This is a genomic window from Leptospira venezuelensis, from assembly GCF_002150035.1.
In the GTDB taxonomy this organism is placed as follows: Bacteria; Spirochaetota; Leptospiria; order Leptospirales; family Leptospiraceae; genus Leptospira_B; species Leptospira_B venezuelensis.
Window position 1 is genome coordinate 1,151,263 of record NZ_NETS01000010.1, and the last position, 12,716, is coordinate 1,163,978.

14 protein-coding genes and 1 tRNA gene are annotated in these 12,716 nt (G+C 38.8%); 7 read left to right on the forward strand and 8 right to left on the reverse strand.

Annotated features, from left to right (window positions below; translation table 11 throughout):
- Positions 1 to 34: 34 nt before the first annotated feature.
- From B1C82_RS12595 to B1C82_RS12610, 4 genes are all read right to left on the reverse strand, one after another.
- Positions 35 to 1,159 (reverse strand): TolB-like translocation protein, encoded by a 1,125-nt coding sequence (locus B1C82_RS12595; protein WP_086447895.1) that lies wholly within the window; start codon positions 1,157 to 1,159, stop codon positions 35 to 37.
- Between the two features lie 84 nt (positions 1,160 to 1,243).
- Positions 1,244 to 1,531, reverse strand: a complete 288-nt coding sequence (locus B1C82_RS12600) for an acylphosphatase (RefSeq protein WP_086447896.1) — start codon at positions 1,529 to 1,531, stop codon at positions 1,244 to 1,246.
- 37 nt (positions 1,532 to 1,568) lie between these two features.
- Positions 1,569 to 1,997, reverse strand: coding sequence for a globin domain-containing protein (locus B1C82_RS12605; protein ID WP_086447897.1), 429 nt, complete (start codon positions 1,995 to 1,997; stop codon positions 1,569 to 1,571).
- On the reverse strand, positions 1,994 to 2,479 hold the full coding sequence (locus B1C82_RS12610) for an RNA pyrophosphohydrolase (protein ID WP_086447898.1): 486 nt from the start codon (positions 2,477 to 2,479) through the stop codon (positions 1,994 to 1,996). The genes B1C82_RS12605 and B1C82_RS12610 overlap by 4 nt, the downstream gene beginning before the upstream one ends.
- Before the next feature lie 173 nt (positions 2,480 to 2,652).
- Between B1C82_RS12610 and B1C82_RS12615 the strand changes: the two genes are divergently transcribed.
- Positions 2,653 to 3,084 carry an SET domain-containing protein gene (locus B1C82_RS12615; RefSeq protein WP_086447899.1) on the forward strand — a complete coding sequence of 144 codons (432 nt, stop codon included), beginning with the start codon at positions 2,653 to 2,655 and terminating at the stop codon, positions 3,082 to 3,084.
- Positions 3,085 to 3,229: 145 nt separating this feature from the next.
- Complete coding sequence (locus tag B1C82_RS12620) at positions 3,230 to 5,758, forward strand: ATP-binding protein (RefSeq protein WP_234008295.1); 2,529 nt, start codon at positions 3,230 to 3,232, stop codon at positions 5,756 to 5,758.
- Position 5,759: 1 nt separating this feature from the next.
- On the opposite strand, the gene B1C82_RS12625 is transcribed toward B1C82_RS12620, so the two are convergent.
- Positions 5,760 to 6,782, reverse strand: a complete 1,023-nt coding sequence (locus tag B1C82_RS12625; RefSeq protein ID WP_086447900.1) for an alpha/beta hydrolase — start codon at positions 6,780 to 6,782, stop codon at positions 5,760 to 5,762.
- Positions 6,783 to 7,137: 355 nt separating this feature from the next.
- On the opposite strand from B1C82_RS12625, the gene B1C82_RS12635 reads away from it, so the two are divergent.
- From B1C82_RS12635 to B1C82_RS12645, 3 genes are all read left to right on the forward strand, one after another.
- Positions 7,138 to 7,722 (forward strand): tyrosine-type recombinase/integrase, encoded by a 585-nt coding sequence (locus B1C82_RS12635; RefSeq protein WP_086447901.1) that lies wholly within the window; start codon positions 7,138 to 7,140, stop codon positions 7,720 to 7,722.
- Between the two features lie 180 nt (positions 7,723 to 7,902).
- Positions 7,903 to 8,238, forward strand: a complete 336-nt coding sequence (locus B1C82_RS12640) for an STAS domain-containing protein (protein ID WP_020769420.1) — start codon at positions 7,903 to 7,905, stop codon at positions 8,236 to 8,238.
- A 22-nt stretch (positions 8,239 to 8,260) separates the two neighbouring features.
- Positions 8,261 to 9,757: an ArnT family glycosyltransferase gene (locus B1C82_RS12645; protein WP_086447902.1), complete on the forward strand. Its 1,497-nt coding sequence runs from the start codon at positions 8,261 to 8,263 to the stop codon at positions 9,755 to 9,757.
- Between the two features lie 22 nt (positions 9,758 to 9,779).
- Here the strand turns inward: B1C82_RS12645 and B1C82_RS12650 are convergent, their stop codons facing one another.
- Positions 9,780 to 10,277, reverse strand: coding sequence for an acyl-CoA thioesterase (locus B1C82_RS12650; protein ID WP_086447903.1), 498 nt, complete (start codon positions 10,275 to 10,277; stop codon positions 9,780 to 9,782).
- A 35-nt stretch (positions 10,278 to 10,312) separates the two neighbouring features.
- Positions 10,313 to 11,353 (reverse strand): SMP-30/gluconolactonase/LRE family protein, encoded by a 1,041-nt coding sequence (locus tag B1C82_RS12655; RefSeq protein WP_086447904.1) that lies wholly within the window; start codon positions 11,351 to 11,353, stop codon positions 10,313 to 10,315.
- A 121-nt stretch (positions 11,354 to 11,474) separates the two neighbouring features.
- Here B1C82_RS12655 and B1C82_RS12660 point away from each other — a divergent pair, with 121 nt between their 5' ends.
- Together B1C82_RS12660 and B1C82_RS12665 are read left to right on the forward strand one after the other, a co-directional pair.
- Entirely contained in the window at positions 11,475 to 11,732 is a 258-nt protein-coding gene (locus tag B1C82_RS12660; protein ID WP_008595605.1) for an LIMLP_16025 family protein, read from the forward strand.
- 34 nt (positions 11,733 to 11,766) lie between these two features.
- Complete coding sequence (locus tag B1C82_RS12665; RefSeq protein ID WP_086447905.1) at positions 11,767 to 12,597, forward strand: penicillin-binding transpeptidase domain-containing protein; 831 nt, start codon at positions 11,767 to 11,769, stop codon at positions 12,595 to 12,597.
- A 22-nt stretch (positions 12,598 to 12,619) separates the two neighbouring features.
- Here B1C82_RS12665 and B1C82_RS12670 read toward each other — a convergent pair.
- Positions 12,620 to 12,691 (reverse strand) — tRNA-Pro (locus B1C82_RS12670).
- Positions 12,692 to 12,716 lie beyond the last annotated feature (25 nt).

Consider the following 12,716-nt stretch of genomic DNA (forward strand, 5'->3'; position numbering starts at 1 on the left):
TCATAATGTAATCAAATTCGGAAAATCCTAAGAGCTATTCTAATAGTTCTACTTTTCCGGAAATAGGAGTGATCGAGCGGATCTTATCTTTTTTATAATCTAATTCATATAGAGTATAATTATTATAAGGTCTATATTCCTGATCTTTGGATTGTTTTACGAATTCAGGATCTCCCAAGAAATAGACGGATCCGTTTTTCACCACAGGGAAACAGCCAACAAAAGAAGAATCATATCTCTGTTTTGTTTTTAGATCTACTACTACAATGTTTCCCAATTTTCCATCTGCTCTTTCCGTGAAGGAGAGGACTTTTCCGTCAGGGCTAAAGCTTATATTGACCTGTTCTTTGTTTTCTCTAGGTTCTTTGGACTGAGGATTTACAGGAAAAGGATAGAAAGGATCCGAGAACTTGATCAATTCTCCGGTTAAAGAAGGAAGTTTATAAAGTTTGTTTTCCTTCTCAGTTGCTACACGTACTAAAACTAGATCTTCCGCAATTGTATATACATCGGTGATCTGTGATTTTCCACTTTCTATCCAAGCTAGAGTTTTTAATTCGGAAGTTTCGAGAGAATATTTATGGATTGGGACTCTAAGAGATTCTTCTCCATGTTCAGAGTAACGTACTTCATTACCAATCAGTACAATATTCTTTTGATCTGGAGAGACGTAGGGTTGGTAACCTGGAAGAGATTTTATCTCCTTCTCCTTTTCATAATCGTATAAAACAGTTTCCCATCGGTCTGCATTTTTTCTGGAGAAGATTACAATGGATTTATCTTTCAAAAATCCGCTGTTACCCGGAAAAGCATCTCTTGTTCCTTGGATTGTCTTAACTTTAGAGTTAGCTAAGTTTAATAAATTTAGATCTTTGGAAGTTTTAAAAAGAATATAGTTCTGTTTTCTAAAAACAGGGATCCCTTTCTCTTGGGTGCCTGTATAAACCAGTCCTGTTTTTCCATTTATAGAAGAAATGGAAATAAGTCTTAGGATGCCTTTATCCTCTTGTACTGCATATACAGGACTCATAAAAGAAACAGGAGTAGGAGTGACTGAGAAAATTGGATTTTGTAAGATAGATATAATAAAGATGGATCCGAGAATTCGGAAGAGCGCAAGTTTCAGAAATTTATTTTTATATGTATCCTTCACTTGCATACAGTCATTCTCCGAAAAAAACCAGGTTTCGTCAGTAAAATTTATCCGATCAAAGCGGATCGGTCTCCCAAAGGGGATATTAGATTAACGTTTGATCTCGAAAGTCCTAAACGTACCTTTAGCATCTTCCCAGTGGATTGTAGCTTCCGTTACTTTTGCTTTAGAAGGTCCTCTTTGAACTGCTTTGTATAAATCTTCGATAAAAACTTTGTCTCCTTCCACCACTACTTCTACTTCTCCAGTTGGAAGATTCATAGTGTAACCTTTCAGTCGGCATTCTTGCGCTCTTTGTAGCACAAAATATCTAAAACCAACTCCCTGTACGGTTCCTCGGATCCTAATTTTTGCTCTAGATTCGTTTTTTGCAGCCATTCAGTTATTGGAACTCCTACAACTAAATTATACTCCCTCATTCTTGAGAAGAAGCCTTATTTACCATCCAGGAGGAGAAATCCTGCAAAAACTGCCAAAGTATCTCTTTAGATTCTTCGTCTGCTTCCCAATCTTTTATCGCCTTGCGGTAACAGGAAAGCCAGACCCTTCTTGCTTTTTCGTCGATCGGAAATGGAAGATGTCTAGCTCTCATTTTTGGAGGCCCATATTTTTGAACATAATAGGGCGGACCTCCGAGAACTTGCACCATAAAGTCAGCTGACTTTACTTTGCTCTCTTCTAAATCTTCCGGAAACATTCCACGAATTTCGCTGACAGCTATTTGATCATAGAAAACAGAAACAAGTTCCCTAATGGAATCTTCTCCAACCTTTGAGAACAATTCTCTAAGACGAGGACTGGGAGGAGGAGGTCCTCCAGGTGGAGTATAAAATGTTGCACTCATCTAGAAGGTCCCTTCTTCATAAAATCTAAGATCTTAGGTTCGAACTCTTGTACTAGTTGTTGATACACATCTTTTTTAAAGGAGACTACGGTCGAAAGGCATTCTTGAAATGGAATGAATCTAACTCTTTCAAACTCTTGCTCATGAGCAGTTAGATTGCAGTCTTCTGCTTTACCATTCCAGTATAGAAGATACCATTTTTGGGTTTGGCCTTTATACTTTTTTAGATTTGAGCTTAAATGTAAGGACTCAGGGAAATCATAATTGATCCAACTTGGATATTCATAGATGATCTCAGCATCTTGGATGCCTACTTCTTCTAAAAGTTCTCTTTGAGCTGCTATGTTAGGATCTTCTCCATCATCAATTCCACCTTGAGGAAACTGCCAAGAGCCTTTAAAATTTAGTCTTTCTCCTACTAAAACCTCTCCCTTAGAGTTGAAGACTACCATTCCCACGTTCTTTCTATACGGTTTGTCCATCTTAGTAGAGATTTACATCATATATGCGATAGACAAGCCTATAAAAAATTTGGACCTAAAGTAATACGCATTTAGTAGAAAAACATGATAAATCAATTGCGGATGGACAAAGAGAGGCCATCAGATTCTTTGGATTAATATTCCGATTCCAATAGGTGGATGTGTTTCTTACGATGTCGGTCAGATATAAAATTCGCAGACCTCAAGTATTTTCAGAGAAGGATTTCGAAATTAGGGAATCCGAGATACCCGGAATCGGAATGGGGTTATTCTCCAGACAAGACTTAGTCAAAGGTGATACGGTAGGATTTTATACCGGTAGAGTACTTAACGATAAGTCTGCGAACTCCGCTAAATACTGTGAGTCTAAATATTTACTTTGGATCTGTAAAGATCATTGGATCTACGGAGAAGGTAAAGAGTCCAATTATACTCGTTATATCAATCATAGCTCTAAGCCGAATGTAAAATTAGTAGTGTCCACTCGTTGGAAGACTGCAAGATTCGAAGCAATGCGCAAGATCAAAGCCGGCGAAGAATTGTTCTTCGATTATGGAGACGAATACTGGATCCATATAGACATATCTCCTGTTGAGCAGAACTAAGTTCTGCTTTGACGCCATCAATATCCGTTTAACAACGAATAGCACATTTTTTTTCCCATAAGAAACAAAAAGTTTCAGTGATCGTTCATTAATTTTATCTCTATTTCCCGCAAAGAGTTGGATTCCCTTTAAACAATAAGGAATATTGGAACCTGGGGGCGCGGTTCTGAATTTATTATCCGACATAAAGAACAGCGGAAGAGCTCCCTATATCGAAAATAAGGCGCTGCCTTATTGGACTTGGATCCTTCCGTTAATCCTATTTCATTTCGCTTCCAAGGCATCTCTAGCCTTCCAAGTGGATACAGGGATCTCCATATCTTATCTTCCTATTCCTGTTGGTATTATATTATGTTTTTGGTGGGGGCCGGCACGCACGTTACCCGCAATGTATGCAAACGCATTGTTCAGCGCCAATCTTTGGGGACTTCACGATGTGGATAAATATCCAGTCTATTGTCTCTGGGAAGTTTTAGCCGTCGGAATTTCCTGGCTCTTTTTCATCAAATGGAGAAAGGGAAAACCTTGGATACCGGATCTAAGGGAGACCGTACGATTTTTACTTTGGGTAGCCTTTCCTGCTGCAATATGTAACGGATTTTTAGTCGTGGGGGGACTTGTTCTATTCGGGGATCTGTCTCAGGATAAATGGATCGCATCTACCTTATCCGGGCTAGTCGCTACACTATTCGATACATTAAGCGTTTCAGTTCCAATACTGTTATGGGTAACACCTTGGATGGAATTCAGAGGATGGGCAAGGACAGAAGGTTCCTGGGAAACTAGAGAGACAAGCTGGGATAGAACTAGACTTAGGAACCTAAAACCAAAAAAGATCGCAGAAATTATCTTAGTATTTTTACTCTGCGGAGTTTTCGCTGCAATCATTCCTTCCTTAGAATACTGGTTTGTCTTTGCGTTATTTGTTCTTTGGGCAGCATTAAGATACGGGATCACTATGGCCTTGACAGCCAATATTTGGGTACAGATGGTCACCTTGGTATTTCCTGCGTTATTCGGTCGTTCTGAACATTACCAATGGTTTAAAGACGATAAAGAACTTATTTTTTTAGTTAACTTAGGTATCTTATGCGTAGTCGCTTTGATCACAGGAAGAGCCACAAGTGATTCCAGAAAAGAGTTACAAAAAAGAAGAAGGATAGAAGGTAAACTTCTACAGAGTAGAGAACAATACCGAAAATTTTTCGAAGAAAATCTTTCTGCAAATTTTATCACAGACAGTTCCGGAAATATTTTAGCGGCCAATTCTTCTTTTCTGAAAATGTTCGGAATAGGAACACAATCGGAAGCTTCTCTCAAAAATTTTGCAGATCTTTTTCCATCTTACGATGATTATTCTTTTTTCTTACAGAAGATACAGATCAATTTTAGATTAGAAACTCACGAAGAATTTTTTCAGGATAAGAATGGGTTTCCTATTCATACAACTGGAAATTATTTCGCAACATTCAATAAATCGGGAAGTATAGATTCTATTCGCGGATATCTATTAGATGACACTCTTCGTCGCAAATTAGAAGATCAGTTGATCGAATCTAAAAAATTAGAAACGATCGGAACTTTAGCAGGTGGGATCGCTCACGATTTTAATAATATTCTACAGATCATCTCTGGGTACGCGACCAAAATGCAATTGGAATCTTCCAAATTCGCTTCCCTCATGGACATGTCCCGTTCTATCAATGCCGCTGCTGCAAGAGGAGCAATTATAGTTCGCAGACTTCTTTCTTTAGCCAGAAAAGGAGGGGGCGGGTTTAAGACGATCTTAGCCGACCAATTGATAAATGAAACAGTTGATCTTTTGGTGCCTACTTTCTCCGAAAAAATTAAATTCAGAAAAGAATGTAAAGAAGGACTTCCTACAATCGTAGGAGATTATTCCCAGTTGGAGCAAGTGCTTATTAATCTTTGTCTGAATGCAAGAGATGCACTTCCGGAAGGAGGAGAGATCTCTATACGTGCGTTTGGAGTACAGGGTGCAAATATTAGGGAGTCTTTTCCTCTTTCCGAACCTGCAGAATATCTTTGCATAGAAGTTTCGGATAACGGAGAAGGGATGAGTGAAGAAACCAGAAAAAGAATCTTTGAACCGTTTTTTACTACAAAGACAAAAAACCAAGGAAGCGGGCTTGGACTGTCTATGGTCTATGGGATTATGCAAAACCATGAAGGAATGGTGCAGGTAAGTTCCGAATTAAGAATGGGCACTAGTATTCGATTGTTCTTTCCAGTTACAAAAAGTAAAACTTCTAACTTTGTAGAACACACTGGAAAAGGTCCTCAAACTTCAACAGGTATCATGTTGGTAGTAGAAGAATCTCCTTATTTGTCGGAAATCCTACAAGACCAAATGTTGGCTCTCGGCTTCAGGTTGATTAGTGCAGACAGCGCTAAAAAGGCTCAAGAAATATTAAACAAGTTTAAATCTAATACAGTTTTAACAGTGATCGATCTAGATTTTGAACATCTTTCTACTTTAGAATTTTTGGAAACAATCAAGAAAGAATGTCCCGATTTGAAAATTTTTGTCTCAGGAACTGATTTCTCGAATGAAACCAAGGAAAAACTTTCTGCACTTGGAGTTAATGAACTTCTGGAAAAACCCTATAAGATCAGAGATCTAATAGAATTCTTCTACACAAAAAGTTTTTAGATTAGGCAGCATTCTTAAAGAAAAATGCGAAGCCTTGGACTAGATCGTAAATCGCAGGTAGCTGAGCCAGAGAAATTCCAACATCTCCATGAGAGATCAAAGGTGTTAATACCAATTTTGATTTTTTGCTAGGAAGATTTTCTTTTAAGATCACAGCTTCTTTAGCAGGAACTACATTGTCTCCCAACCCATGAACGATAGAAACATGGCAATCTAAAAGATGTAGTTTATCTTTTACTTGTAACTCTTGTAAGAATGAGCTTTGGGATCCTGCATTTGTTACGATCTCTTTCCAGATCTTTTCTCTAAAACTTTTATCTTCTCGAAGCTTAAAGAATATTTCTTTATTTTCGATGCTGATATTTTCTAAAACAGCAGGAAGTTCCAAGTTTTCTCTGGAAAAACTTCCGTCCAAAACACATGCCTTTAATGCGAATTCCAATTCTTGGTTTTCAGATTTGAGAGCATACTTTACAAAATTGTAAAGAAGGATCATTCTTCCATACTCATCCCCCTCATCTGAAGTCATCACATAATCCAAAGTAGATTGGACGTCACAGTAGGCACCGATCGTAAGAATGGAAGAGATCTTTTTCCCTACTTCAGGGTCGGAAGCAGCAATCAGTCCCATACTTCCGGAAAAGGAAGGAGCGATATAAGAAAGTTTTTGGTCCGGACAATATTCTTTATTGGAAGAGATATGAAGTATCAGTTCTTTTATCTTCTCAACAGTCTCTTTTCGAATTCGGAATTGAGTAACTTCTACTAGTAAAGGAGAAATCACTGTATATCCTACTGCTGCAGCAGATCTGCAAACTGCCGCGAATCTTGGGTCCTTATTTCCTAAGTAAGCCAATCCATTAACTGCCAAAATGGTTCCGCAGGATTTTCCTTTCGGAGTATAAAGGATCGCAGGAATTTCAAACTTCTCCGTTTTAACAGTTATCTCTTGTTCTGAGACTTTAGGAGGATTCGGTAATTGGCAATGAAGAGCGAATTTAGCCGCCTTCCAGAAATATTTCATATTTGTATCCAATCCCGAACTTGTTAAGATCGGATAACAATTTTATGACGATTTGAAATGTCGGGGAACAGTCGGGCGACTCACTCGCTTCGCTCGTGACCGCGCTCTACGCTTCAATCCGCTTCGCTTTGATTTCCGCTACGATCGCTGTCGCTTAGTAAATCAATATTTTCCCGCGGAACGTGGAATCCAGATTCCGTGCATGAGTTACTTGGAATACAGAATCTATGTTCCGAACCCCGGTAACCAATATTCCGCAAATCAACCAATCGAAATGGCGAATTCTACTTTGCATGTATTTTCACGAATCTCATTCTCCGAGAAAAAAATCACATGATCACATTAGGGTATTTAAATGAAAAAAGAGCAAATAAGCAGAACCAAAATTCTGCCTGAGGACAATCTTCCATTAAGTAAGGAAGAAATCAGGCTTCTTCTAAACGCATCCAGAACTCACGAAAATCATTATATTTGGTTTCGAATGTTATACTCTTTCGGACTTCAACTTTCCGAATTGGTTTCCTTAAGAGTGCAAGATTTGGATTGGTCCCATCATAAAATATTGATCCATCATTCTCGAACTTTAAACCCCAGAAATCCTTCCATTCCATATTCATTACGAAGGGATCTTTGGTTTATTTCTCAGGGCAAGCAGGGGGAGGACTTTTTGTTTTCTGGCAGGATTGGCAAGCTTCGTCCCAGGACTGTTCAAAAAATGTTTTCTAAGCTAGAAGAAATGACTGGTTTGACGATTTCAGTTTTCAAGTTAAGGAGAAGTTTAGCCTCTCACCTGATCGAGGCGGGCTGGGACCTGGAAAGTATCCAGGAACAGTTAGGACTTTCGTCCCAAAAATCCCTAAAAGACTTGCTCGGTCAGAAACCCAAGCTGGCTCCGCTCAAAAAATTTCCATTGGAGGAAATTAACGGCTCAGCGGCATAATATTCAAAATTTAGGATTTTCTAACTACGATAGAATAAAGGAGATGGGAAAAAATTCTTGTAAAACCCCATTTCCTCACTATTTTAGTCTACGGCGAACTTTCCGTTCCCCTTTTGTAACTAAAAAAGGAAATTTTCTTTGTCGGAATATGATCTTATGGATCGTCGCTCGGAGCCTAGCTTGGAAATTAAAACGAAAAAAGTAGGGAAACACACCCTAGTCCAATTGGATGGCAGGCTGGATATCACACATTCGGACGAGGTAGAGGCAAAACTTCTAGACGATGTCCAAGCCGGAACAGGTGATATCGTCATTAACTTGCAAAATATTTCTTATATATCTTCTTCCGGGATCAGGATCTTTGTTGGAATGGTCCGGGAATTAGAAAAGCAGAATCGAAAACTCAAACTCTGCAATATCACACCTAACGTTAAAAAAGTTTTCGATGTTGTGGAATTGTTGGATCTTTTCGAAGTCTACGAAACCGAACAAGAAGCATTAGCTACCTTAAAATAATCAGCCGGGGGCGCTTTGTATCATGGGTTCCCCCGCTAGCACAGAAGACCGATCTTCCGAAATTTACGGACTCATCGGTCTTTTCTTTTTATCCACACTTTCTCTTTTAATATTTAGGATCTCCGGGTTGGAGTTCCCACCGGTTTGGCCTGACGAGGTTCTATTCTATTCTCCTTCCTTAGATTTTGCAAAGAATGGACTCTTCCGCACAGATGTGCTCGATGGTTTAGTAAAAGGAATGGAAACCAAAACACTTTGGATGCCGCCAGTTTTCTTTTTATTAAATGGTTGGGTTTTAAAATTTTGGGGAGAAGGTCTCGAGGCCCTAAGATTATTCGCTGCTATCGTATCTATTGCGAGCATCTGGATCTTTTGGTTTATATTAAAAACTTTCGATTATTCTCCGATTGCAAGACTGGGCGCTTCCTTACTTTTGTTCACCGACTTATTATTCTTAAGAGTGGGTTGGACTGCAAGAATGGAAGCTCTTTGTTTGTTTTGGGCACTTCTATCTTTACTAGTACTTGCAAGAAAAGCAAAATGGAAGGGAGATATTCCGCTTAAACAATACGATGCGTTCTTATCTGGATTCTTTTTGGGAATCTCATTTTTATCACATCCATTTGGAGCAATCTTCGGAGTGCCCGCATTACTATTGATCCACCGAGCAAAAGCGTGGAAGGTTTGGATGTTTTGGTTGGGAGGCGTATTTCCAATACTCGCTTGGGGAATTTGGATCCATCCAGATTGGGGAATTTTTTTCTATCAGTTCGGAGCACAATTCGGACGTAAAAAGGATCTGTTCCAAACCTTTTCGCCAATCACGAAGATAAAAGTATTATTGGGCGGCTATGAATCTCCTGGACTAAGGCTATTCTTTTATCTTGCTTTAGCTTACGGATTATGGGTGGTAAGAGGAGAAATTAAAGACAAACCAAAGTCTGCATTCTTCTTTTCAGCTTGGACAGTTTCCATTCTATTCTTTTTGATCTTATCTACTGAATACTATTACGTAATGTATTTATGCATTCCGTTATCTGCATTGGGCGGATTCTTTTTTGAAAGGATCAGGAGCAGAAGAGTGCAGTTTATCGCAGCTATATTAGTATTTTCCAATATAGCAATTTTAGTGAATGCTTATAAAAGAATAGGATTCGGAAATCCAGAATTTGATTTAAAGGATAGATTCTATGAGGTTTTAGGCCCTGAACTAAAAGGTTCTAAAAAGATGTATCTGCAGGCAATTCCTGACCCTTATTTCCATATCCGAAAAGAAAATCCGAATCTAAAGGTTCTTGAGTTTATCCCTGGAGAACTTCCTATCCCGAAAGAAGATTTTATCCAAACCTTGGACTCAATTGATACATTTGTATTTTCGGATCGCCAAAAAAGAAATGAATTCGTTCAATCTTATTTAGAAGAGAATTCTTCCAAGTTCAGAAAATTCAAGATCACTGCAGAACCTTCTACACTTAGAAAAGTAGCGAATGTTGAAGCAGAAGTTTATCGCAGAAGATAAGTTTTACGACCTTTCTTAAGTTTTAAACTTTACCGTTATCTTTGATCTTTTTAACAAGATTCCGATTCGCTTCTTGTCGAAGGATTGCATTCTCGTATCTTCTGATCTCTGTTTCTGTTTCCGGTTTTATTTTAGGAATAGGGCAGGGCTTCTTATTCTCATCTAATGCAACGAATGTGAGATATGCAGTAGTTGCACGGGTTACGACCCCAGTGTAAGGATTTTCTTTAGAAACCTGTACTCCTATTTCCATAGAAGATCTTCCTGCATAATTAGCAGAAGCTTTTAGGATCACATGATCTCCCAAAGAGATCGGTTCCAGAAAATTCAGTTTATCCACACTTGCAGTGACTGCTTCTCTTCCGCAGTGCCGCTGCGCGACCATGACTGCGATTGCGTCTATCCAAGACATTAGGGTCCCTCCGAAGAGGGTCCCATAATGATTGGTATGATCAGGCATAACTATATGTCTGGTCTCTACTGCGGATTGTTTCGGCGTTTTTGTAATTTCTTCCGACATCTACGATTTAGACTAACAATCCGAGCATTACGTTCTTATAATTGGCATTGCAGAATAAAATCATTGAATACCTGAGCGATATAAACTCTTTCCTTATGAGAAAGAGCAGTACTTCCCGCAGAGATCAATTCACCTGAATTAGAAAAAATTTCTTTTATAGAATCGTCCGGAGAAATTGTAAATATTTTCGTAGGAGAATGAGAGTCCGCGCTACTCGCATGTTTTAAGAATTTCATCACGGAAGGGTGAGTGACAGTGAATATGGTTCCTTTTTCGTCTATTTCTAGATTGTCCGGTCCGCTTCCCAGCGAAATCGATTTAGGTTCTCCTAATGCGATTTTTCCGTTCTCTCTTTTTATATCGAATTTTAGAACTGTGCCTTCGTTAAAAGAGGATCTATATAAAAATTCTTTTCCATCTGGCCGTTTTACATACAGGATCCCATTTCCCAAGGAGACAGGATTTCCTAAAGAAGACCAAGATTTTCCGTCATAATAAGCGATCTCAGAACGTTTCATTCTGAAAAGATCATGGAATAGATAGAGCATAAATCCGCCTTGTCCATGATCGTTAGAAACAAAAATTTCATTTTCCGATGCGACTGACAGATCGTTAGGGCTTGTTACTAAAGGATCTTGTAAAGTTTGGATATGTTTCCATTTTCCAGCCTTGGATTTCGCAGAAGGTTTTTCCACTCTTTCAAATACTTCGATAGAATGTTCTTTGTATAATGTGATATGAGAGATCACATATAATCTGTACTTTCCGTTTTGGTTCAGGAGACTCATCCCATGAGGTCTGAAATTTTTCGGATACTCTGTTTCCAATAATTTGGGTTCGAGGGTAGAAGAATTCAGATCCAGAAAGTAAATCTTTCCTTCTTGGTCCTTGATCCTTCTTTCATGGGAAGACACATAAAGTAATCCTCCTTCTCTATCGATTGCCAAATCCTCCGGGCCAGGCATTCCGGAAATCTTGGAGCAGCCTTTTAAGGGGATATCTTTGATATCTCCCGAACAATTACTAAAGAACAGGCCTAAAACGGCGAATACTAAGGGTAGAATGGAAACTCGCATGGGGTCCAAGGATCTGCCCTAAATAGGGCACTGGCAACCAGATTCGTCGTTTGAGACCCAATTTTATTCTTGCGTTTTTTGTGCAGTGCATAAAAATAGTATCAAAAAGGAATAGCAAGGCATGGATAACCAAAAACTAAACGATTTAATCAATGCCGGAATTGGGGCCGTCCAAACCTCGAAAGAGATTTTCGATAAACTTCTCGAAGATCTAAACGAAGGTAAGGAGAAGGTGGAGCAGAGATTCGACGAGCTTAAAGCACAGGGAGAAAAAGACCTGAGTGAGAATGCGTTGAAATTCAAAGTTCCTCTGGCTTGGGGAATCGTTAAAATAGAAGAGATTCGAGAGAATATCTTAAAACAATTTTTAAAGAAATGATGGGCGGATTTTTCCCCTGGAATAGGAGACGATCATGTTTCGATTTTCAGTGGGAAAGACTTCCGTTCTAGGCCGATTTTTACTCTTTCAACTTTCATCTCTTTTTCTTCTAACACCTTTAAGTTCTCAAAATTTTTCTCCAAAAACAATAACGCCTAACTCTGAGGAGTTGGTTCTTGTAACTGAGGTTAATTCTGGTAATCTCAGTTCAGAAATAATCTATGGGGCTCGTGAATTTCTAAAAAGGGAATATTCTCCTGCTTCTACATTTAAAACATATCTAGTTTTGTCATTATTAGAGAATCATATTATTGATCCGAAAGAAAAGGTAGAATGTGCAGACAAACATATCCCTAATTCCCCAAGGTCTTTGGATTTGAGAGATGCATTATTTTACTCTTCCAATGATTATTTCGAAAAAGTTTTTCCAAAATTAGGAAAAGAGAAATTGGATCTTACCTTAGGTAAAATTTCATATATAAAAAATTCTAAATCGAATTCAAACGTCGATGATTGGTGGATCGATCTTGCAGGTTTAAAACATGGCGGAAGGATCAGATTAACTCCTAAGAGTATACATTCTTCATGGTCGAAAATTTTTAGAAACGATTACGGACTTAATAAAGATATAATGGAAGAATGGAAAAATACACTTTTCTGGTCAGAATGTGCGGAGAGATCGGCTAAAGTCTATGGAAAGACTGGTTCTTGGGAAGGAAGTTTTTGGTTCCAAGGTGCTCTAGTCAGATCCGAAAACGATTACGTGATCTATACCATCTTAAATAGAAGTAAATCAGGATCCCGAACTGGAACGATCCATAGATTTTATGAATTAGCTGGATGTAAGGTTCCGAGTCTGGAATGAAGAGGGTCTGAAAAGAGGACTTTCGGAGTGACTGGACTTGAACCAGCGACCCCTTCCCCCCCAGAGAAGTGCGCTACCACTGCGCTACACCCCGGTCCTCAGTTGTATAATTTTCGGAA